The organism is Pseudomonas sp. GW460-LB5 (assembly GCF_059423245.1).
Genome location: NZ_JBWKXT010000010.1, coordinates 72939 through 94835, shown reverse-complemented (window position 1 = coordinate 94835; position 21897 = coordinate 72939). Strand labels below are relative to the sequence as shown.

The 21897-nt window shown below is 65.2% G+C and carries 20 protein-coding genes; 5 read left to right on the top strand and 15 right to left on the bottom strand.

Translation table 11 applies throughout. The features are described 5' to 3' along the window. Positions 1–14: 14 nt before the first annotated feature. From urtD to AC07XM_RS08850, 15 genes are all read right to left on the bottom strand, one after another. Entirely contained in the window at positions 15–872 is an 858-nt protein-coding gene (urtD, locus tag AC07XM_RS08920) for an urea ABC transporter ATP-binding protein UrtD (RefSeq protein WP_102689367.1), read from the bottom strand. Next, the gene (urtC, locus tag AC07XM_RS08915; protein ID WP_016489400.1) at positions 869–1948 is read right to left on the bottom strand and encodes an urea ABC transporter permease subunit UrtC; all 1080 of its coding nucleotides are present in this window, start codon (positions 1946–1948) and stop codon (positions 869–871) included. Before urtC ends, urtD begins: the two co-directional genes overlap by 4 nt. Beyond that, on the bottom strand, positions 1948–3435 hold the full coding sequence (urtB, locus tag AC07XM_RS08910; RefSeq protein ID WP_016489399.1) for an urea ABC transporter permease subunit UrtB: 1488 nt from the start codon (positions 3433–3435) through the stop codon (positions 1948–1950). The genes urtC and urtB overlap by 1 nt, the downstream gene beginning before the upstream one ends. Before the next feature lie 138 nt (positions 3436–3573). After that, a complete protein-coding gene (gene urtA, locus AC07XM_RS08905; RefSeq protein WP_102689366.1) occupies positions 3574–4839 on the bottom strand; it encodes an urea ABC transporter substrate-binding protein in 1266 nt (421 codons plus the stop codon). A 263-nt stretch (positions 4840–5102) separates the two neighbouring features. Continuing rightward, positions 5103–6509 (bottom strand): D-serine/D-alanine/glycine transporter, encoded by a 1407-nt coding sequence (gene cycA / locus AC07XM_RS08900; RefSeq protein WP_016489398.1) that lies wholly within the window; start codon positions 6507–6509, stop codon positions 5103–5105. Positions 6510–6747: 238 nt separating this feature from the next. Continuing rightward, positions 6748–8115, bottom strand: coding sequence for a PepSY-associated TM helix domain-containing protein (locus tag AC07XM_RS08895; RefSeq protein ID WP_102689310.1), 1368 nt, complete (start codon positions 8113–8115; stop codon positions 6748–6750). A gap of 58 nt (positions 8116–8173) precedes the next feature. Beyond that, on the bottom strand, positions 8174–10240 hold the full coding sequence (locus AC07XM_RS08890) for a TonB-dependent copper receptor (RefSeq protein ID WP_070086909.1): 2067 nt from the start codon (positions 10238–10240) through the stop codon (positions 8174–8176). A gap of 67 nt (positions 10241–10307) precedes the next feature. Continuing rightward, a complete protein-coding gene (locus tag AC07XM_RS08885; RefSeq protein WP_016489395.1) occupies positions 10308–10739 on the bottom strand; it encodes a DUF2946 domain-containing protein in 432 nt (143 codons plus the stop codon). Between the two features lie 22 nt (positions 10740–10761). Further along, positions 10762–11247 carry a copper chaperone PCu(A)C gene (locus tag AC07XM_RS08880; protein WP_016489394.1) on the bottom strand — a complete coding sequence of 162 codons (486 nt, stop codon included), beginning with the start codon at positions 11245–11247 and terminating at the stop codon, positions 10762–10764. A gap of 46 nt (positions 11248–11293) precedes the next feature. Continuing rightward, the gene (locus AC07XM_RS08875; RefSeq protein ID WP_016489393.1) at positions 11294–11683 is read right to left on the bottom strand and encodes a DUF2946 domain-containing protein; all 390 of its coding nucleotides are present in this window, start codon (positions 11681–11683) and stop codon (positions 11294–11296) included. A 220-nt stretch (positions 11684–11903) separates the two neighbouring features. Next, the gene (locus AC07XM_RS08870) at positions 11904–12758 is read right to left on the bottom strand and encodes an SPFH domain-containing protein (protein ID WP_016489392.1); all 855 of its coding nucleotides are present in this window, start codon (positions 12756–12758) and stop codon (positions 11904–11906) included. Positions 12759–12784: 26 nt separating this feature from the next. Then, the gene (locus AC07XM_RS08865; RefSeq protein WP_095116477.1) at positions 12785–13222 is read right to left on the bottom strand and encodes an NfeD family protein; all 438 of its coding nucleotides are present in this window, start codon (positions 13220–13222) and stop codon (positions 12785–12787) included. 231 nt (positions 13223–13453) lie between these two features. After that, a complete protein-coding gene (locus tag AC07XM_RS08860; protein ID WP_102689309.1) occupies positions 13454–14197 on the bottom strand; it encodes a cobalt-precorrin-6A reductase in 744 nt (247 codons plus the stop codon). Beyond that, positions 14194–15288, bottom strand: a complete 1095-nt coding sequence (locus tag AC07XM_RS08855; RefSeq protein ID WP_016489389.1) for a cobalt-precorrin-5B (C(1))-methyltransferase — start codon at positions 15286–15288, stop codon at positions 14194–14196. Before AC07XM_RS08855 ends, AC07XM_RS08860 begins: the two co-directional genes overlap by 4 nt. Beyond that, positions 15281–16492: a bifunctional cobalt-precorrin-7 (C(5))-methyltransferase/cobalt-precorrin-6B (C(15))-methyltransferase gene (locus AC07XM_RS08850; protein WP_016489388.1), complete on the bottom strand. Its 1212-nt coding sequence runs from the start codon at positions 16490–16492 to the stop codon at positions 15281–15283. The genes AC07XM_RS08855 and AC07XM_RS08850 overlap by 8 nt, the downstream gene beginning before the upstream one ends. A gap of 244 nt (positions 16493–16736) precedes the next feature. Here AC07XM_RS08850 and cobG point away from each other — a divergent pair, with 244 nt between their 5' ends. From cobG to AC07XM_RS08825, 5 genes are all read left to right on the top strand, one after another. Further along, positions 16737–18068 (top strand): precorrin-3B synthase, encoded by a 1332-nt coding sequence (cobG, locus tag AC07XM_RS08845; protein ID WP_102689308.1) that lies wholly within the window; start codon positions 16737–16739, stop codon positions 18066–18068. After that, a complete protein-coding gene (locus tag AC07XM_RS08840) occupies positions 18061–18687 on the top strand; it encodes a precorrin-8X methylmutase (RefSeq protein WP_016489386.1) in 627 nt (208 codons plus the stop codon). The genes cobG and AC07XM_RS08840 overlap by 8 nt, the downstream gene beginning before the upstream one ends. After that, positions 18687–19418 (top strand): precorrin-2 C(20)-methyltransferase, encoded by a 732-nt coding sequence (locus AC07XM_RS08835; RefSeq protein ID WP_016489385.1) that lies wholly within the window; start codon positions 18687–18689, stop codon positions 19416–19418. Before AC07XM_RS08840 ends, AC07XM_RS08835 begins: the two co-directional genes overlap by 1 nt. After that, positions 19406–21103: a precorrin-3B C(17)-methyltransferase gene (gene cobJ, locus AC07XM_RS08830; protein ID WP_102689307.1), complete on the top strand. Its 1698-nt coding sequence runs from the start codon at positions 19406–19408 to the stop codon at positions 21101–21103. Before AC07XM_RS08835 ends, cobJ begins: the two co-directional genes overlap by 13 nt. Positions 21104–21195: 92 nt before the next feature. After that, positions 21196–21876, top strand: a complete 681-nt coding sequence (locus tag AC07XM_RS08825) for a hypothetical protein (protein WP_016489383.1) — start codon at positions 21196–21198, stop codon at positions 21874–21876. Positions 21877–21897: the final 21 nt, after the last annotated feature.

Sequence of the window (21897 nt, the reverse complement as noted above, 5' to 3'; positions counted from 1 at the left end):
GCAGGCTGCTTGAATCATCGGCCCAGATACACCTCGACCACCCGCTCATCCGCCTGCACCTGCGCCAGCGACCCTTCTGCCAGCACGCTGCCCTGGTGCAGCACGGTCACATGATCGGCAATGCTCCCCACAAAGCCCATGTCATGCTCCACCACCATCAGCGAGTGCTTGCCAGCCAGGCCTTTGAACAGCTCGGCGGTAAACTCGGTCTCGGCATCGGTCATGCCGGCCACCGGCTCATCCAGCAGCAGCAATTGCGGCTCCTGCACCAGCAGCATGCCAATCTCCAGAAACTGCTTTTGCCCGTGTGACAGCAAGCCGGCCTGGCGCTGGGCCAGGGGCAGCAGGCGCAAGGTGGTCAGCACTTCTTCGATGCGCTGGCGCTGCTCACTGCCCAGGCGCGCCGCCAGGCTGGCCCATACCGACTTGTCGGTCTTCAGCGCCAGCTCCAGGTTCTGGTATACCGTCAACGCCTCGAACACCGTGGGCTTCTGGAACTTGCGACCAATACCTGCCTGGGCGATCTGGTACTCGCTCATGCGCGCCAGGTCGAGGGTGTCGCCAAAGAAGGCGCTACCGGTGTCCGGGCGGGTCTTGCCGGTGATCACGTCCATCATCGTGGTCTTGCCGGCACCGTTGGGGCCGATGATGCAGCGCAGCTCGCCCACGCCGATGTACAGGTTCAGCCCGTTGAGCGCCTTGAAACCATCGAAGCTGACGCTGATGTCCTCCAGGCTCAGCACCGTGCCGTGGCGGGTGTCCAGGCCCGCCTCGCGGCGGCTGCCCAGGCCAATGGCATCGCGGCCGGCCCCGAGGTTGTCGAAGATCGGTTCAAGCATGAATTCGGGGTGAGCAGGGGGCACGCCTCTCATGGCTGACTCCTTTTTTTCAACAAGCCGACCACGCCCTTGGGCAGGTACAGGGTGACGAGGATGAACAGCGCGCCCAGGAAGAACAGCCAGAACTCCGGGAAGGCCACGGTGAACCAGCTCTTCATGCCATTGACCAGGCCGGCGCCGAGCAGCGGGCCGATCAGCGTGCCGCGCCCGCCCAAGGCCACCCACACGGCGGCTTCGATGGAGTTGGTCGGCGACATTTCGCTGGGGTTGATGATGCCCACCTGCGGCACATACAACGCGCCCGCCAGGCCGCAGAGTACGGCGCTTAGCACCCACACCAGCAACTTGAAGCCGCGCGGGTCGTAACCGCAGAACATCAGGCGGTTCTCGGCGTCGCGCACGGCGGTGAGCAGGCGGCCGAACTTGCTGCGGGTCAGGCGCCAGCACAGGTACAGGCTGGCCAGCAGCAGGCCGACGGTGAGCAGGAACAGCACCGCGCGGGTCCCTTGGGCGGCAATGTCGAAGCCCAGGATGGTGCGGAAGCTGGTGAAACCGTTGTTGCCGCCAAAGCCGGTTTCGTTGCGGAAGAACAGCAACATGCCGGCGAAGGTCAGGGCCTGGGTCATGATCGAGAAGTACACGCCCTTGATCCGCGAGCGGAAGGCGAACCAGCCGAACACCAGTGCCAGCAGCCCAGGCGCCAGCACCACCAGGCACAGCGCCCAGGCGAAATGCTGGGTACCGGCCCAGTACCATGGCAGCTCGGTCCATGACAGGAAGGTCATGAACCCCGGCAGGCCATCACCGGCCGCCTGGCGCATCAGGTACATGCCCATGGCGTAGCCGCCCAAGGCGAAGAACAGGCCGTGACCCAGCGACAGCAGGCCGGCATAGCCCCAGACCAGGTCCAGGGCCAGGGCGACGATGGCGTAGCAGAGGATCTTGCCGACCAGGGTCAGGGTGTAGGCCGACACCTGTAGCACGTGATCCGCCGGCAGCAGGGACAGCAGCGGCAGGGCCAGCAACAACAGGACGACGATGGCGCCGATGGCCAGGGTCAGGCGTGGCCCGGCCTTTTGCGTAGCGGTGACAAGCAGTGGCTGGTTCATCAGTCGATTACCCGTCCCTTGAGGGCGAACAGGCCTTGCGGGCGCTTCTGGATGAACAGAATGATCAACGCAAGGATGAGGATCTTGCCGAGCACGGCACCGATCTGCGGCTCCAGCAATTTGTTGGCGATGCCAAGGCCGAATGCGGCCCAGAGGCTCCCGGCCAGTTGCCCGACGCCACCCAGCACCACCACCAGGAACGAGTCGATGATGTAGCTCTGGCCCAGGTCCGGGCCGACGTTGCCGACCTGGCTCAGTGCCACGCCGCCGAGCCCGGCGATGCCAGAGCCCAAGCCGAAGGCGAGCATGTCGACGCGCCCGGTGGACACGCCGCAGCAGGCGGCCATGTTGCGGTTCTGGGTGACCGCGCGCACGTTCAGGCCCAGCCGCGTGCGGTTGAGCAGCAGCCAGGTGAGCAGCACCACGGCGAGGGCAAAGCCGATGATGACCAGGCGGTTGTAGGGCAGTACCAGGTTGGGCAGCAGCTGGATACCGCCCGACAGCCACGCCGGGTTGCTGACCTCGACGTTTTGCGCGCCGAACAGCAGGCGGATGGCCTGAATCAGGATCAGGCTGATGCCCCAGGTGGCCAGCAGGGTTTCCAATGGGCGGCCGTAAAGGTGGCGAATGACCGTGCGCTCCAGCGCCATGCCCACGCCGGCACTGACCGCGAAGGCTACCGGCAGGGCAATCAGCGGGTAGAACTCGATAGCGCCCGGGGCGTAGCGCTGCACCAGCACCTGGACCATGTAGGTGCTGTAGGCGCCGAGCATCAGCATCTCGCCGTGGGCCATGTTGATCACCCCGAGCAGGCCGAAGGTGATCGCAAGGCCCAGTGCCGCCAGCAGCAGGATCGAGCCCAGCGACAGGCCACTGAACGCCTGGCCGAGCAGTTCGCCGACCAGCAGCTTGCGCTTGACCTGGGCCAGGCTGGTCTCGGCAGCAGTACGCACGCCCGGGTCGGCTTCTGCGTCGGGTTGCAGCAGCGCTTCAAGGCGGGTGCGGGCCACCGGGTCACCGGTTTCGCCCAACAGGCGCACGGCGGCCAGGCGTACTGCCGGTTCGCTGGCGCCCAGTTGCAGGTTGGCCAGGGCCAGGCCGATGGCGGCGTGTACGGCGGCATCCGGCTCGCTGGCGAAGCGCCGGTCGAGGAAGGCCATTTGCGCGGGTTGTGCGCTTTTTTGCAGTTGTTGGGCGGCGGCCAGGCGCGTTTCGCTGTTGTCGCTGAGCAACTGGTGGCTGGCCAGGGCGTTGTCGATCAGGCCGCGCAGGCGGTTGTTCAGGCGTACCTTGCGGGTGTCGTCAGTGCCAATGCGGCCCTGGCGCAGGTTGTCCAGCAGCGGCACGCGCGCGGCATCGGGTTGCGCCGCCCAGCTTTCGAGCAGGCGAGCCTGCTCGGCGGGCTTGGCAGTGAGGAAGAATTCGCCCTCGCTGGCCTGGGTGGCCATGGGGAGTAGCAGAAGCAGGGTGAGCAGCATTCTGAGCATGCGGGCAATCCTGGAATACAGTGGTGGATTCTTCGCGGGCTTGCCCGCTCCCACAGGTATTTCACTGGTCCAGAGGGCAGTGGGGACCTGTGGGAGCGGGCAAGCCCGCGAATGGGCCGCATAGCGGCCCCAGTGCACTCAGTTACCTTTCACTGCGTAGTCAGGTCGCTTGTCATTGCCTGGAATGAACGGGCTCCAAGGCTGCGCCCGCAGCGGCTGCTCGGTTTCCCACACCACACTGAACTGCCCGTCATCCTGGATCTCGCCGATCATTACCGGTTTGTGCAGGTGGTGGTTGGTCTTGTCCATGGTCAGGGTAAAGCCCGACGGCGCCTTGAAGCTCTGCCCGGCCAGTGCTTCACGCACTTTGTCGACATCGGTGGACTTGGCCTTCTCGGCGGCCTGCGCCCACATGTGGATGCCCACGTAGGTGGCTTCCATCGGGTCGTTGGTCACCGCCTTGTCAGCGCCTGGCAGGCCCTTGGCCTTGGCGTAGGCCTTCCAGTCGGCGACGAATTTCTGGTTCACCGGGTTATCCACCGACTCGAAGTAGTTCCAGGCAGCCAGGTGGCCCACCAGCGGTTTGGTGTCGATACCGCGCAATTCTTCTTCGCCCACCGAGAACGCCACCACCGGTACGTCGGTGGCCTTCAGGCCCTGGTTGGCCAGTTCCTTGTAGAACGGCACGTTGGAGTCGCCGTTGACCGTGGAGATGACCGCGGTCTTGCCGCCGGCGGAGAACTTCTTGATGTTGGCAACGATGGTCTGGTAATCGGCGTGGCCGAACGGGGTGTACACCTCTTCGATGTCCTTGTCGGCCACGCCTTTGCTGTGCAGGAAGGCCCGCAGGATCTTGTTGGTGGTGCGCGGGTAGACGTAGTCGGTGCCCAGCAGGAAGAAGCGCTTGGCGCTGCCGCCATCTTCGCTCATCAGGTATTCAACGGCTGGAATAGCCTGCTGGTTGGGGGCGGCGCCGGTGTAGAACACATTCGGCGACATCTCCTCGCCCTCGTACTGCACCGGGTAGAACAGCAGGCCGGTGAGTTCTTCGAACACCGGCAGCACCGACTTGCGCGACACCGAGGTCCAGCAGCCGAACACCACGGCGACCTTGTCCTGGGTCAGCAGCTGGCGGCTCTTTTCGGCGAACAGCGGCCAGTTGGAGGCCGGGTCGACCACCACCGGTTCGAGCATCTTGCCGTTGACCCCGCCTTTGGCGTTGATCTCGTCGATGGTCATCAGCGCCATGTCCTTGAGCGAGGTCTCGGAAATGGCCATGGTCCCCGACAGCGAATGCAGGATGCCAACCTTGATGGTCTCGGCGGCCTGGATACTCCAGCTCAGGCCCATCGCCGCAATCGATGCGCTGAGGGTAAAGGCCTTGATCAGACTGCGACGCTTCATGTGCTCTCTCCGCTGAGTTTTTTTGGTTTTGGCCAAGCGGGGAGGGCGTTGCAAGGGGTGTGCCTAGTGGCGCAAGGGGCGTGATAGAGGGGTTGTGCGAGGTGTTGGGGCGTTTGCGAGGCCCAGGTTGGTGCCTGGGACATCGATGTGCACAGGATTGGGGCCGCTGTGCGGCCCATCGCGACACAAGGCCGCTCCCACATCTGACGGCGTGTGGGAGCGGCCTTGTGTCGCGATGGGCTGCAAAGCAGCCCCCTAGGCCATCAGCCGTTACGCACAGCCGAACGCGGATGGCGCCTGCTGCGTACAAACTGATACGTCACCGCCAGCAGCACGAACCAGATCGGCGTTACCACCAACGCCGAGCGCGTATCCGCCTCCAGGCTCAGCAACACCAGAATGAAGGCGAAGAACGCCAAACACACGAAGCACATGAAGCGCCCGCCCGGCATCTTGTACTTCGACGCCTGGTGCAGCGCCGCGCGGTTCTTGCGGTACTTCAGGTACGACAGCAGGATCAGCGTCCAGACGAACATGAACAGCACCGCCGAAACCGTGGTCACCAGGGTGAACGCCTCGACCACGTTTGGCACCAGATAGATCAGCACCGCGCCCAGCAGCAGGCAGGTGCACGAGAAATACAGGCCGTTGGCCGGCACCGAACGGCTCGACAGTTTTTCGAATGCCTTGGGCGCGTCACCTTCTTGCGACAGGCCGTAGAGCATGCGGCTGGTGGAGAACACGCCACTGTTGGCCGACGAGGCCGCCGAGGTCAGCACCACGAAGTTGATGATGCTGGCCGCCGCAGGCAGGCCAGCCAGCACGAACAGCTCCACGAACGGGCTCTTGCCCGGTACCACGTCGCGCCATGGGGTCACGGCCATGATCGCGATCAGCGCCAGCACGTAGAACACGATGATGCGGATCGGGATCGAGTTGATCGCCCGCGGCAGGGTGCGCTCCGGGTTCTTGGCTTCGGCGGCGGTGGTACCCACCAGCTCGATGCCGACGAAGGCGAACACGGCAATCTGGAACCCGGCGAAGAAGCCCATCAGGCCATGGGGGAACATGCCGCCGTCATTCCACAGGTTGGCCAGCTGTGCAGTGCGCCCGCTGGGCGAGGTGAAGCCGGTGATGACCATGTACAGGCCGGTAGCGACCAGGCCGAGGATGGCGATGATCTTGACCAGGGCGAACCAGAATTCCATCTCGCCGAACATTTTTACCGTCACCAGGTTCAGCGACAGCAGCAGCCCTACGCAGGTCAGCGCCGGTATCCACTGCGGCAGGTCGGGGAACCAGAATTGTGTATAGGCTGCGATGGCGACCACGTCGGCGATACCGGTGACCACCCAGCAGAACCAGTAAGTCCAGCCGGTGAAGTAACCTGCCCAGGGGCCGAGCAGGTCGGCCGAGAAGTCGATGAACGATTTGTAGTTCAGGTTCGACAGCAGCAGTTCGCCCATGGCGCGCATGACGAAGAACAGCATGAAGCCGATGATCATGTAGACGAAGATGATCGACGGGCCCGCCAGGCTGATGGTTTTGCCCGAGCCCATGAACAGGCCGGTCCCGATTGCGCCGCCGATGGCGATCAGCTGGATATGGCGGTTGGTCAGGTTGCGTTGCAGGTGCTGCTCTTCTTGTGGTTTGGGTGAAATTGCGGTCATAAGCTGCATTCCCTTGAAAGTCGCCGGCTAGGCTAACACGGGCGTTCCAATTCGAGATCGCGACAGATCGACACGATCTTCAGATGGCAGCCGTGCTTTCGCAGGAAAAGTTCGAGACCTTCACCGGCCTCTTCGCGGGCATGCCCGCTCCCACAGGTATCGCGCCACGCCTGAGGGCGGCAGAGATCCTGTGGGAGCGGGCAAGCCCGCGAAGAGGCCAGTGCAGGTTATGCAGGGCTCAGGCGCGGGCCAGCTCCCGGCGGCGGCGCACCACCAGGCTGTCCACCACCCACATCACCACCATCGACACCCCCACCAACGGGAACATCACCCCCAGCACCAGCATCACGCCCACCGCCGCCTTCCAGCGCGGCAGGTCATGGCGCAGCGGTGGCACGCCCAGCCCGCCTTCAGGCCGGCGCTTCCACCACATCACCAGCCCGCTCACCGAACCGAGCAGAATCATCAGGCACACCCCCAGGATGATGATCTGGTTGAACGCCCCGAACATCTTGCCCTCGTGCAGCATTACGCCCATCTCGGTGGCGCGGGCGACCGGGCTGTAGTCTTGCCAGCGCACATCGGCCAGGACCTTGCCGGTGTACTGGTCGACATGCAGGGTACCGTCGTTGCGCGGGTCGTCGGCGAACACGGCAATGGTGAACACGCCGTCTGCCGTAGTCGGCAGGGTGATGCTGTAGCCAGGCTCGACCTGGCGCGAGGTGGCGATGTCTTCGACCTGCTGCACGCTCACCTGGGGTGCTGCGGGCTTGTCCGACATCATGTGGTGCCCAGCGTGCTCGGCGTGTGCGCCGGACTGCGGCATCGGTGTGTTTTCCATTGCCCAGGGCACGGTCTGGCGGTGTGCGTTGTTCAGTTCGCCTGCCTGCTGGTCCGACTTTGGCACGTCGTTCCACATGGCCGCCGGGAAGCGGTTCCACAAATCGGCGTACTGCTTGCCCCATAGGCCGGTCCAGGTCATGCCGCTGACCAGCATCAGCAACAGCAGGGCCGAACCCCAAAAGCCTGTTACCGCGTGCAGGTCGCGCCAGAACAGCCGGCCGCGTGCCGACAGCCGTGGCCACAACACGCCAGCGCCATTGCGCCCGCGTGGCCACCACAAGTACAGGCCCGACACCACCAGCACGATGCCCCAGCCTGCGGCCAGTTCCACCAGGCGGTCACCGACCGTGCCGACCATCAGCTCGCCATGCAGGGCGCGGGCGATGGCCTGCAGGTTCTGCTTGCCGTCCTGCTCGCCGAGGATCTTGCCACTGTACGGGTCAACGAACACGTTCAGTTCGCGCCCGCCGTCATGCACCACGAACTGCGCACTGCGCTCGGCGTTCAGCGGGGGCAGGTACTGGCCGACGTGGCCTTCGGGGTAGGCCTGGCGCACTTCGGCCAGCATCGCATCGGCGCCCTGCCGATGGTGGCCGGCTTCGACCACCATCAGGTCGCTGTACAGCAGCGGGTCGAGCTGCGGCTTGAACAGGTAGATGATCCCGGTAATCGCCAACAGGATCATGAACGGGGCCACGAACAGCCCCGCATAAAAGTGCCAACGCCAGGCCAGGTTATAGAAATTGGTGCGTGTTCCTCTCATGGGAACCTCCTGTTTGACCAGCAGAGGGGCGCAACCGAAGCTGCGCCCGTGGTTGTTGTCAGAAGCTGAAATCGACCTTGGTCCAGAAGGTCCTGCCTGGCTCGTTGACCGGCTGTGGGTCTGTAGCCGGGTAGCCGAACCCGGCGTTCCCGGCCAGGTTCAAGTGCTCGGCGTAGGTTTTGTCGAACAGGTTGTCGACCCCTGCGCTGAGCTTGAGGTTGTTGTTCACCTTGTAGGCGCCGTTCAGGGAGAACACGCCAAAGCCGGCGCTCTTGTCATAGTCCTTGCCGACCACGTTGCCCTGGTTCTCGGCGATGCGGTTCTGCGCAGCCACCAGCCGCCACAGTGCGCCGACGCTCCACACATCGCGGCTGTAGGTCAGGCCCAGGCGGCTTTCCAGGGGCGGCATTTGCGGTAACGCTTTGCCGTCACTGCTGTTCTTGCCCCACGCATAGGCCAGCGTGCCGTCGGCCTTCCAGTTTTCCGTCAGCTGGTAGGCCGCACCCAGTTCGCCACCCATGATGCGGGCGTCGATGTTCTGCGCCTGGGAAGTGCTCATGCCCATCATGCCGGTGCGGTAGTCGAACAGGATGTAGTCGCGGATCTGCCCCACATAACCCGAAGCCCAGGCTTCAAGGCGTTCGGTGCGGTACTGGATGCCGAAGTCGAGCTGGGTGGTTTTCTCTGGCTTGATGCCGTCGAAGGCATTGGCCGAACCGGGTGGCGCCAGCTTTGGCGAGAACAGCTCCCAGTAGTCGGGGAAGCGCTGGGCATGGCCGAGGCCGATGTAGGTGGTGGCCGGGATGGCTGCCAGATCGTGCTCGTAGCGGATAAAACCGCTGGGCAGGGTGTCGGCGCGGGTATCGCCTTCGGTGGCGCTGCCTTGGCGGAAGTCGCGGGCCGAGGCGCGGTCCAGGCGGGCACCGGTGATCAAACGGTCCTCACCGCTGACGTACCAGGTCAGTTCGCTGAAGGCGCCGTAGTTGTGGAAGTCGGCGTCCTTGGTCCAGGCCTGGCCCTTGTGTGCGTCCACACCCATGCCGCCACGTTGGCGATGTTCGTTGGTTTGCGCGTCGATGCCGCTGATCAGCTGCACATCGGCCCAGCGCCAGGTGGCCTTTATGCGTGCACCCAGGGTGCGGCGATCGACGTTGCTGACCATCGGCATGCCCATCATGCCGCTGCCGGACGGGGTACGCAGGCTGTAGTTGTCCATCACATGATCGGCGTAGTTGTAGTAAACCTGCGCCTCGACCTTGTCGAGCACTTCGCCGAGGTTGGACTTTTCAAACCGCAGGCCCAGGCTTTCACGCTTGAACTGCGAGCCGTCCATGCCGCGCCCGGCATAGCGGGCCTCGCCATCGCCCTTGCCGGCGGTGAGCTCCAGCAGGGTGTCCTGGTCGGGCGTCCAGCCGAGGGCAACATCGCCGTTCCATTTTTCCCAGCGTGACGGCACGGTGTCGTCGTTGCCGTCGTGGTAGTCATCCGACCGTGACTGGTTGCCGACGAAGCGGGCGTAGGCCTGGCTGTTGCCGGCGGCGGCGTCCAGCACCTTGTCGAAGCGGCCATTGGAACCTGCCAGCAGGCTGGCGTTTACGCGGCTGCCGAGGGTGCCGAACTTTTCCGGTTCACGTTCGAAGAGGATGGTGCCTGCCGAGCCGCCCGGCCCCCAGATCACGCTTTGCGGGCCCTTGATCACGGTCAGGCGGTCGTAGGTTTCCGGTGAAATGTAGGAGGTGGGGGCGTCCATGCGGTTGGGGCAAGCGCCCAGCATCAGGCCGCCGTTGGTGAGGATGTTCAGGCGCGAGCCAAACATGCCGCGCAACACCGGGTCGCCGTTGGTGCCGCCTGCACGGATCGCCGAGAAGCCGGGGATGGTCTTCAGGTAGTCGGCGCCGTCGCTGGCCGGCACTGGCTGGCGCGGGTCTTTCGGGTTGGTGACCACGGTCAGTGGCGAACTTGGGGCCACGGCAGTTATCACCGTGGGGCTCAGCTCGGGAGCATCGTGCCCATGGCCTTCATGGCCAGGGTCGGCGGCCAGGGCCACGGGCGCGAGCAACGAGCCGCACACGACGGCGAGGGTCCCACGCAGGGACAAGGCGAAAACAGGGGTGCAGCCGGACATAATGATTCCAGTCGATCAGTCATGAATTAGCGCGAAGCCTCCTGGCTTCGTGCACAAAAATGTGGGTTCAGACGCTGATCGAGGAAGGCGGGGCGCGGCTGCGCGCACCGGGGAATACAGCCTGCCGGGCATGGCCCTGGTGCGTTGGTGCAAGCAGGTGGGTGGTGGGGGCGACGCTGCCGGCGCTGAGCGGGCTGAGGGCCTGGGGCAGGGCCGGGCAGTTGAACAACAGGCTGCAATAACCGCACTTTTCCCACATCACATGCAGCTGGCCATCGCCGCCGTGGCCGTGATGGGCGTCGCCGCCATGCTCATGGGCAGCCGCCATCGGCATGTCCATCGGCATGCTCATACCGGCGTGGTGGTCCATCGGCATCGACTGGGAAATCAGCGGGCCGATGAAAATCATCCACATGGCGAACAGGCTCAGCCATCCGCCACCGGCGCGCCTGCGGTCAGGGCGGGTGGTACGGCTGATGCTGTTGCGCGGCAGGCTCATGGCGAGTGCCTGTCAGCAGTTGTCAGTGCGCGTGTTCGTGGGCTTGCGGCTGGTCCGCCGGCGCCTGCTTCTGCACGGCCACTTCGACGGTGATGTCGCCGGCCTTTTCGAAATGCAGGGTCAACGGGAAGCGCTTGCCGTCGCTGAGCAGGCTGCGGTCTTTTGGCTGCATCAGCATCACGTGGTAGGCGCTGGGGGCGAAGGTCAGGTCCTTGCCGGCAGGCACCACCACGCTGGGCACTTGCTGCATTTTCATGGCGCCGCTGGCGCTCATGGCATGCTCGTGCAGTTGCGCGTCATCGCTGATGGGGCTGTCGACGCTCAGCAGGCGGTCATCGGCCTGGCCATTGTTGTGCACCACGAAATACGCGGCGACATTGGGGGCGTTGGGGGGCAACTGCAGCGACCAGGGGTGGGCGATGTGCAGGTCGCCCACGCTGTATTCGTGGGCATTGGCAAAGGCGCCGGGCAGCAGCAGGGCGGCCATGACGAGGGCGTGCTTGAGCATGGTGAATCTCCGTTGTGTTCAGGTTCAGGCAGACAGCGTGATGAACTCAGGCCAGCGGAGAGGCACGGGGGTTTAGCGCGGGCCAGAGCTGGCGCGGCGTGGGTTGGTAGTCGGCGGGGGGCGGCAGCAGGCCGGCAAACAGTGTTGGCGGGTTGTGCAGTTGCGGCGGGTAGCCGGGCAGGGCCAGCAGCGGCGCTGCGCCGGAGCAGCACCAGCAATTCATCATGCTGGCGCTGTCGTCGCTTTGCGGGCCAAGGTCGATCTTGGCCAGGGCCTGGACATCGACCTTGGCTTTGTTGGCCATGCTGGAACAGAAAGCCCCCCACAGCAGCTGCTCTGCCGGGCCCTTGGGCACGGCAGAGGCCAGCGGCATGGCCAGCAGGTTGAACAGCACTGCAAGGCAGGCTATCCAGGCGATGGGCCGACGTGGGGGCATGGAGAGATCCGGTCAGGAATCGTGGTGGCTATTGTAAGGCGCAGTATAGGTAAAAAAGGCAGGGTGCGGTGAAGTGACGCAGGCTGTCGGGTATGGGGGCTGCTGCGCAGCCCATCGCGGCACAAGGCCGCTCCTGCAGAAGTGCCGCAGCCTCGAATACTGCGCTGTCCTGTGGGAGCGGCCTAGTGCCGCGAATGGCCGCAGAGCGGCCCCGGCAATCTCAAGCCTTGTTGCGGCCCATCAGGCCACGGACGGTTTCCTGCAGATCCGCCGGCAACACCACCACCTTGGCGTTGTTGCTGCTCGCCAGGTTCTCCATGGCCCCGACATAGCGCTCACCCAGCAAATACATCGCCGGCACGGTTTCGTTGCCCACGGCCTCCTTGACCAGCGAAATCGCCCGCGCCGAAGCCTCGGCCAGGCTGATCTGCGCTTCGGCATCCAGCCTGGCGGCCTGCAGGCGAGCTTCCGCTTCAAGGATCGCGGCCTGCTTGGCGCCTTCGGCGCGGGTCACATCGGCTTTGCGCTCACGCTCGGCCGCCGCCTGGCGCTCCATGGCCAGTTGCATGTTTTCCGAAGGCTTGATGTCCTGGATTTCCACCGAGCGCACGGTTACGCCCCAGTCTTCGGTCTGCTCCGACATTGCCTCGCGCAGGCGTGCCTTGATCTGCTCGCGGCTAGACAGCGCTTCGTCCAGGTCCATGGCGCCGACGATGGCGCGTAGCGACGTCATGGTCAGGCTGGTGACGGCGAACGAGAAGTTCTGCACGCCATAGGAGGCCTTCTGCGGGTCGACCACCTTGGCGAAGCACAGGGCGTTGGCAACGATGACGGCATTGTCCCGGGTGATGATTTCCTGCTGCTGTACATCGAGGATGATGTCTTTGGTCGGCAGGCGATAGGCGACCACATCCATGTACGGGATGAGGATGTTCAGGCCGGGCTTGAGGGTGCTGTGGTAGCGGCCCAGGCGCTCGACGATCCACTCCTCGCCCTGGGGCACGATGCGTACCCCCTTGAACACGGTGATCAGGACGAACAGGGCGATGGCGCCGACGACGATGAGGCTGGTCATGATGCGAAATTCCTTTTAGTGCGGATTCAGGCCCGGATGACGCGGGCGATGTTCCCCTCGATGGCGGTCAGGCGCACCCGTTCGCCGGCGGCGATCTGGCTATCGGCGATGCAGGTCCATTCTTCGCTGCCAAGGATCGGCTTCTGGAAACGCACGCGGCCTTTCTGGAACTCCGAAACACCAGCGGTCAGCAAGCCCACCTCGCCGATCACGCTGTCGGCGGTCCAGCGCACGTCTGGCTGCTTGCGCCGGAACACGTTGAACCACAGCGCGGTGGTGGCCGATGACAGCACGACCCACAGCAGGCCCTGCATGTCCAGTTGCAGGCTGGGGGCGGCAAGCGAGATGAGAGAGACCAGCACGGCACCGATGCCGAACCAGAGGATGAAGAACGTTGGCAAGACCAGTTCGAGCAGGATCAGCGCGATGCCGAAGACCAGCCAGATCCACCATTGCATTTCCATATGGGTGAAACCTTCCGGGGGAGGGGCGTTGAGTTTACGGCAGCAGTACGACCCAGAGCCACGTGCGGGGTTGAAAGAAAGATCCGAAAGGGCTGTAGGGCAACGGTCATATACAGGTTTCAAGACGGGTACGGTCTTCTGTGGGAGCGGGCGTGCCCGCGCAGAAGACGACTCGATGTATGGCACCGGCTTCGCCGGTGTTCGCGGGCTTGCCCGCTCCCACAGTCATCTCTAGCGTGCTTGCGAGATGTGTTGATGCAGGTCGAGTGCTGCTGCCATGTCAGCCTGCGATTCGAATGCGCGGTCAATATCCGGCAACCCCGGGCGCTTGAGGATCAGCACCGGCAGACCAAGTTCCCGCGCTACCTCGAGCTTCGGCTCGGTCGCCACACTGCCGCTGTTCTTGCTGATCAGCACATCGATACTGCGGCGTTGGAACAGTGCCCGTTCATCTTCAATGTTGAATGGCCCACGCGCGCCAATCACTTCGCAGCGCGCGTTTCCAGGGCACGCTTCCAGCGCCCGCAAGGTCCAGAACTGCTCTGGCGGAATCTCGTCCAGATGCTGTAGTGGCTCACGCCCCAACGTGAACAGCGGTCTGCGAAACGGCTTGAGTGCTTCGATCAGCCCTGCCCAGTCCTCGACTTCGCGCCAATCATCCCCCGCTTGCGCCTGCCAGGCCGGGCGGCGCAAGGCCCAGCACGGGATGCCGGCGCTACGTGCAGCACTGGCAGCATTGCGGCTGATCTGCGCGGCATAGGGATGGGTGGCATCGATCAACAGGGTGATGCCTGCCTCGCGCAGGTAGTTGGCCAAGCCCTCGGCACCGCCAAAGCCCCCGACCCGTACCTGGCATTGCAGGTCCTGCGGCACACGACCGATACCGGCCAGGCTATAGACATGCTGAGGGCCGAGCCGGCGGGCGATGGCGAGGGCTTCGGCGACACCACCCAGTAGCAGGATGCGCGCAGTCATTGCACACCTGCCCGGCCGACGATGCCGCCCTGGCGGTCGATGGCGAACACTTCCACTTGCACAAGCGCCGGCACGACGCTGCGGGCGAAGGCCAGGGCGTGGGCGCACACCGCGTCACCCAAGGCAATGCCGGCCGCATGAGCCAGTGCAAGCGCTTGCTGGCTGGTGTTGGCGCCGATGATGGCTGCCTGCAGTGTTTCGTCAGCGCCAATGTCGGCAGCCCAGCCGGCCAGTTGCGGCAAGTCGATGCTGGAGTGGCGGCTGTGCAGGTCCATGTGCCCGGCGGCCAGTTTGCTGATCTTGCCGAAACCGCCACACAGGGTCAGGCGCGGCACCGGCACCTTGCGCAGGTGCTTGAGCACTGCACCGACAAAATCGCCCATCTCGATCAGGGCGATTTCCGGCAGCCCGTAGACCCGGCGCATGGTGTCTTCGCTGGCGTTGCCGGTGCACGCGGCGATGTGCGTGTAGCCGTTGGTGTGGGCTACATCGATACCCTGGTGGATCGAGGCGATATAGGCCGCACAGGAGAACGGCCGCACGATGCCGCTGGTGCCAAGGATCGACAGCCCGCCGAGGATGCCCAGGCGCGGGTTCATGGTCTTGAGCGCGAGTTGGTCGCCGCCCTGCACATTGACCGTGACCTCGAAACCACCGAGGTAGCCGCACGCGTCGGCCAGGCGTTGCAGGTGTTCAGTGATCATGCGCCGTGGCACCGGATTGATGGCCGGCTCACCCACCGCCAGCACCAGCCCCGGGCGGGTCACGGTGCCGACGCCGGTGCCGGCGACAAAGCGGATGCCCGGCTCGCCCAGCAAGCGCACCTGGCTGTAGAGCAGGGCACCGTGGGTCACGTCCGGGTCGTCGCCAGCATCCTTGAGGGTGCCGGCTTCGGCACGCTCGCCAATCAGGCGGCAGAATTCCAGGCGCATCTGCACCACCTTGCCCTTGGGCAGGGTAATGCTGACGGCGTCGCTGCTTTCGCCGATCAGCAGCAAGCGAGCGGCTGCCAGGCTGGTGGCGGTGGCGCAGCTGCCGGTGGTCAGGCCGCTGCGCAGGGGCGCGGGCTGTTCGCGGGTTTCTTCACGCATCGACGGGTTTCACCACTTCCAGCAGGGTGATCGGCAGCGCCTGGCGCCAGGTGTCGAACGCGCCCAAGGGCTGGGCATGGGCGACATGGATGCGGGTCAGCTCACCACCGTGCTGTTCGCGAAAATGCGCCAGGGCCAGTTCGCTTTGCAAGGTCACTGCATTGGCTACCAGCCGCCCGCCGGGGCGCAGGTTTGCCCAGCACAGGTCCAGCACGCCTTCGCGGGTGACGCCGCCACCAATGAAGATTGCATCAGGCTGCTCCAGGCCTTGCAGTGCTGCAGGCGCCTTGCCGCAGATCAGCTGCAGGCCGGGTACACCCAGCGCGTCACGGTTGTGTTCGATGAAGCCTTGCCGGCCTTCATCGGCCTCGATGGCCAAGGCGCGGCAGGCCGGGTGGGCGCGCATCCATTCGATGCCGATCGACCCGCAGCCCGCGCCCACGTCCCACAGCAGTTCGCCGGGCTGAGGCGCCAGGCGCGCCAGCGTGATGGCGCGGACATCGCGTTTGGTCAGCTGGCCGTCGTGCCGGAAGGCGCTGTCCGGCAGCCCGGCCAGGCGGTGCAGGCGTGGGGCATCGGGCGTGGCCAGGCACTCGATGGCCACCAGGTTGAGCGCAGCGATCTCGGCGTGCGGCCAGTCCTGGGCGGTGCCGGCCAGTTCGCGTTCTTGCTGGCCTCCCAGGTGCTCCAGCACCCGCAGGCGGCTTGGCCCGAAGCCACGCTCGCGCAGCAGCGCGGCAATGGCCGCCGGGCTGTCGCCATCGTTGCTCAGCACCAACAGGCGCACACCGCTGTGCAGGTGGGCATTGAGCGCCGACAGTGGCCGGGCCACCAGCGACACCACCTGCACCTCCTGCAGCGGCCAGCCCAGGCGGGCGGCGGCCAGGGCGCAGGAGGAGGGCATCGACAGCACACGCATCTCACTGGCAGGCACCTGCCGCGCCAGGCTGGCGCCGACACCGAAGAACATCGGGTCGCCGCTGGCCAGCACGCACACTGGCTCGCCGCGCAGGGCCAGCACCGGGCCCAGGGAAAACGGGCTTGGCCAGCCCAGCCGTTCGCCGGGCACGCAGCGCGGCAGCAAGTCCAGCTGGCGCGGGCTGCCGAAGATCCGCGCAGCGCCCAGCAGCGCGCGCCGGGCCTGCTTGCCCAGGCCACTGAAGCCGTCTTCGCCGATGCCTACTACTGTCAGCCAGGGTGCCATGTATTTCATTCCGCCATTTTTTGGGGCCGCTTCGCGCCCTTTCGCGGGCACGCCCGCTCCCACAGGTACAGCGCAGCCATTGAGGGAAGCGATGATCCTGTGGGAGCGGGCGTGCCCGCGAAGAGGGCGACACAGCCCTGAATTTCTCCTCAATCGCTGAGGATGCTCGACCACCGGCTTTTCATGCCGCCGGACAAAGCAGGCATAATACCGCGCCTTCTACACTCAAGCGCATTTTCACAGATTGCCGGACGCCCCTTTGACGCAGGCCCATGCCCCCAACGTTTCGCCCCGCCCCTCGGCCTGCCCGGGGTTGTGGCGTATTGTCAGTGCCCGTGATGGCGGCATCTGCCGCATCAAACTGCCAGGCGGCTTGCTGCTGGCCGACCAGGCCGACGCGGTGGCGACGGCAGCCGAGCGCTTTGCCGGCGGCGTGATCGAGGCCACCAACCGTGGCAACCTGCAGATCCGCGGCATTGGCAACGCACATCGCGCCCTGGTCGAGGCACTGCTCGCAGCCGGCCTGGGGCCGCGCGATGTGGCCGGTGACGATGTGCGCAACCTCATGCTCAGCCCGCTGGCCGGGCATGATCCGGCGATGCTGCTGGATGCACGGCCTTTGGCAGGGCAGATCCTCGACCTGCTGGAAGGCACCCCGCGCTTTCACCAATTGTCGGCCAAGTTTGCCGTGCAGCTGGATGCCGGCGAGCGCCTCGCCATGCTCGAGCACCCCCACGATTTGTGGCTATCGGCCCTGCGTCTGGAGCAGCAGACCTGGCTGGCGTTTGGCCTGGCGGGCTGCCCGGCGGACGGCCAGGTGCTCGGCGCCGTGCCGCTGGCGCAGGGCCTGGCGTTGGTGCGTGCGGTGCTGGAGCGCTTTCTCGACCTGGCCACCCTGACGCAGTCGCGCATGCGCCAGTTGCTCGAGGTGTGCCCGGCAAGCGATTTCGTCGATGGGCTCGGCCTGGACATCCGCCGTGATACCGCCGTGCTCGCCTGGCGCCGTGAACAGCACCGCGCCTCCTGGCTGGGCACGCTGCCGCAGGCAGAAGGCGTTGCCCTTGGCGTAGCCCCGCCGCAAGGCCGCCTGACCCCGGCCATGCTGCGCGGGGCTGCGCGGGTGGCCCGGGAACGGGGCGATGGCAGCTTGCGGCTCAGCCCTTGGCAAAGCCTGGTGCTGACCAACCTGCAAGCACACCACATCGACACCGCCCAGGCCGAACTGTCCGCCCTGGGCCTGCTGTGCCACGACCATGAACCGCTGGCGCGCATCAGCGCCTGCACCGGTGCCAGCGGGTGCGCCAAGGCGCTTGGCGAGACAAAGGCCGACGCCGTTGCCTTGGCCGCGCTGTTGGGCCCTGGCGTGCCCGCCAGCGTGCACCTGTCTGGCTGCCCCCGTTCCTGCGCCGTGGCCCATGTTGCCCCGGCCACCCTGCTGGCCCGCTCGCCGGGCCGATATGACCTCTATCTGCGTGACGCGCGCCAACCGGGCTTTGGCGCCCTGCGCGGCACCGACCTTACCTTGAATGAAGCAGGCGCCATGCTCGACCTGCCGACGGAGCACCTTGATGATTGACTACATCCGCGATGGTCAGGAGATCTATCGCAATTCCTTCCGGATCATCCGTGAGGAAGCCCGACTCGAGCGGATCCCCGCAGACCTCGAAAAGCTCGCCGTGCGCGTGATCCACGCCTGTGGCATGGTCGATGCCATCGATGGCCTGCAGTTCTCCGAAGGCGCCGGCCGGGCCGGGCGCGAGGCGCTGCTTAACGGCGCGCCGATCCTGTGCGATGCGCACATGGTCGCCGAAGGCATCACCCGGGCCCGCCTGCCTGCCGACAACAAAGTCATCTGCACCCTGCGCGACCCCAGCGTGCCAGGCCTGGCCAAGGACGCCGGCAACACCCGTTCCGCGGTAGCCCTGGAGCTGTGGCGCCCGTACCTGGAAGGCAGCGTGGTGGTGATCGGCAACGCGCCCACCGCCCTGTTCTACCTGCTGGAGATGATCGACGCCGGTGCACCCAAGCCTGCGCTGATCCTAGGCTTCCCGGTCGGTTTCGTCGGTGCGGCCGAGTCCAAGGCGATGCTGGCCGCCGACAGCCGCGGCGTGCCGTTCGTGATCATGCAAGGCCGCCTGGGCGGTAGCGCGATGGCTGCCGCTGCAGTCAACGCCTTGGCTACGGAGGTGGAGTGATGGCGCCGCGTGGACGTCTGCTTGGCCTGGGCGTTGGCCCGGGTGACCCTGAACTGATCACCGTCAAGGCCCTGCGCCTGCTGCGCGAGGCGCCAGTGGTCGGCTACTTCGTGGCCAAGGGCAAGCGTGGCAATGCCTTCGGCATCATCGAGGCGCACCTGCAAGCGGAGCAGACGCTGTTGCCGCTGGTCTACCCGGTAACTACCGAAGCCCTGCCGGCACCGCTGTCCTATGAGCAGGTGATCAGCGACTTCTACGACGAAGCCAGCGTGCAGGTGGCCGAGCACCTGGATGCCGGTCGCGACGTGGCGGTGATCTGCGAAGGTGACCCGTTCTTCTACGGTTCCTACATGTACCTGCACGACCGCCTGGCGCAGCGCTATGAGGCCGAAGTGATCCCGGGCGTCTGCTCGATGCTCGGTGGCGCCTCGGTGCTGGGCGCGCCGTTGGTGTACCGCAACCAGAGCCTGTCGGTTTTGTCTGGTGTGTTACCCGCAGAGGAGCTCAAGCGCCGCCTGGCCGACGCCGATGCGGCGGTGATCATGAAACTTGGGCGCAACTTTCCCAAAGTCCGCGACGTACTGGCCGAGCTAGGCCTGGATGGGCGCGCGCTGTATGTGGAGCGGGCTACCATGGCCAACCAGAAGATCGTGCCGCTGGACCAGGTCGACCCTCAGTCGTCGCCGTACTTCTCGCTGATCATCGTGCCGGGGGAAAAATGGCAGGGATGAGCACGCACAATGCCCCGGCAATCGTCATGCTTGGCCCGGGTAGCCTGGCGACGGCGCAGCGTATCCAGCAATGGTATCCACAGGCGACGATCCATGGTCTGGAGGGGCGTGTCGAGGGTGCAGACCAATCGTACCGTTCGTTCGGCGAGACCCTGCGCGGGTTGTACCAGCAGGACACGCCGATCATCGCCCTGTGTGCTGCCGGCATTGTCATCCGCAGCCTGGCCAGCCTGCTCAGCGAGAAAGGCACCGAGCCGCCGGTGCTGGCCGTGGCCGAGGATGGCAGCGCTGTGGTGCCGCTGCTCGGTGGCTTGGGCGGCGTGAACGTGATGGCGCGCGAAATCGCTGACGCACTGGGCGTTGCTGCAGCGATCACCACCAGCGGCGAGCTGCGGTTCGGCACTTGCCTGCTGAACCCGCCGCAGGGTTATGCACTGGCGGACATCGAGCAAGGCAAGCGCTTTGTCTCTGATTTGCTGGCTGGCGAGGCGGTGCGCATCGAAGGTGATGCGCCGTGGCTGCAACAGGTGCAGTTGCCTGCCAGCGATGCAGCACGGCGAACCATTCATGTGGGGCATCAGGCGCGCCCGGCCAACCGAGACGAATTGCTGATCCACCCCCGCTCGGTGGTAGTGGGGGTTGCAGGTGGCAACCTGAACGGTATTCGAGCTGCATTGCAGCAGGCCGGCATCGCTGAGCGATCCGTAGCCTGCGTGCTGGCGGACGAGCAAACCATGGCCGACAGTGCCTTGCACGAGGCCGCGCAGGCTTTGGGTGTAGCCTTGCGCTTCGCTGCCAGGCCAGGCGATGTGGCCAGCATGGTGGCTGCAGCGTTGCCAGGCGCAGAGTTGATAGAACAGGCCGAAGTGGTCATCGCAGTGGCGCCGGCGCCGGTGGATGCCGCGCAGGTCGGCCGCCGTCGTGGCCGGCTGGCGGTGATCGGCCTCGGCCCTGGCGCTGCCGAGCTTATGGTGCCGGCGGTCAAGGCCGAGCTGGCACGCGCCGAGGATATCCTCGGCTACGAAACCTACGTGCGCATGGCCGGGCCGTTCCGTGACGACCAGGTGATGCACTGCACCGACAACCGTGAAGAGATGCAGCGCGCCCGGCATGCCTTCGAGCTGGCGGCACAAGGCCGTTCGGTGGTGGTGGTCTCGTCGGGCGACCCAGGCGTGTTCGCCATGGCCGCTGCAGTGCTTGAAGCGCTGCACGAGTCCAGTGACCCCGCCTGGCATCGCGTCGACCTCGAGATCCTGCCTGGGGTGTCGGCCTCGCTCGCTACCGCTGCGCAGGCGGGTGCACCGCTGGGGCATGACTTCTGTGTGATGTCGCTGTCGGACAACCTCAAGCCCTGGTCGATCATTGAAAAGCGCCTGGACCTGGCGGCCCAGGCGGACCTGGTGCTGGCCTTCTACAACCCGATTTCCAAGTCCAGGCCGCACCAGCTCGGGGTGGCACTGGAGGTTGTGCGTCGCCACCGCGAGGGGAACACGCCTGTAGTCCTTGGCCGCGACATCGGTAGGCCGGGGCAGACGCTGAAGGTAGTCACCTTGGCCGAGCTGCTGCCGGAAATGGTCGATATGCGCACCATGGTTTTGGTCGGGTCCTCTACAACCTGTGTATTCCCTCGCCTGTCGGGTGGGGTGTGGGCGTACACGCCGCGTTGGTACCCCACCGCCAACTAGTTGCGTCGGAAACCCTTCAGCGCGCTTCGTGGCCAACGCGCTGGCTAAGGTGGTTGCCCCTGACTCAAGGGGCAACCATCAAGGAGTTTCCAATGTCCGATGCAACACAAGTCACCACCACCAACGCTGCCATCCTGGTAGAAGGCAACCTGCTTGCCTGCGGCGCGGGCATGTCTGCGCAAAGCCGTCACGATGTGAAGAATGCCTTCCACTTCGCCACGCTGGTCGCCGACAAAGCCTTTAACGCCGAAAAGCAGAGCCGGGAGTGGTACGACAAATTTATCGACGTCATGCGTGACCTTGGCTTCACCATCCCACGCCGTACCTTCGAACTTGAAACTTCGGCGGAACTGTCTGTCACCGTCGGCGCCGTGGCGATCCGCGCGATCGGTGTGGTGGGCAATGCGATGCTGGGCGGCACGAAGTTGGGCGAAGTGGCAAAGCTGGCCTTCGACAAACTGACCACTGTCGAAAACGATGCCAAGGTGCTTGATCACAAGCGCAAGAACAAGGCCAGGGGCATGGTCGGCATGGCGGCCTGCATTGAAACCGAAAACAACGATGTGGTCATGGTGGTGAGCTGCATCCAGGCCTCTGCCCCGCAACTGGACGACGACGTGCTGGGTATCCAGTGGAAGCTGGACAAAACCTCGTACTACGCCGGTACGGCAGTGCTCACGCTCAACAACTTCGTCTACGACAAAGTGCGCGAAACCGTAGAAAACAAACTTGGCGTGCGCAGCGTCGAGAACGTTCTCGAGTACGACATCTGATTGCTCGGCGGCGTCGTCGCA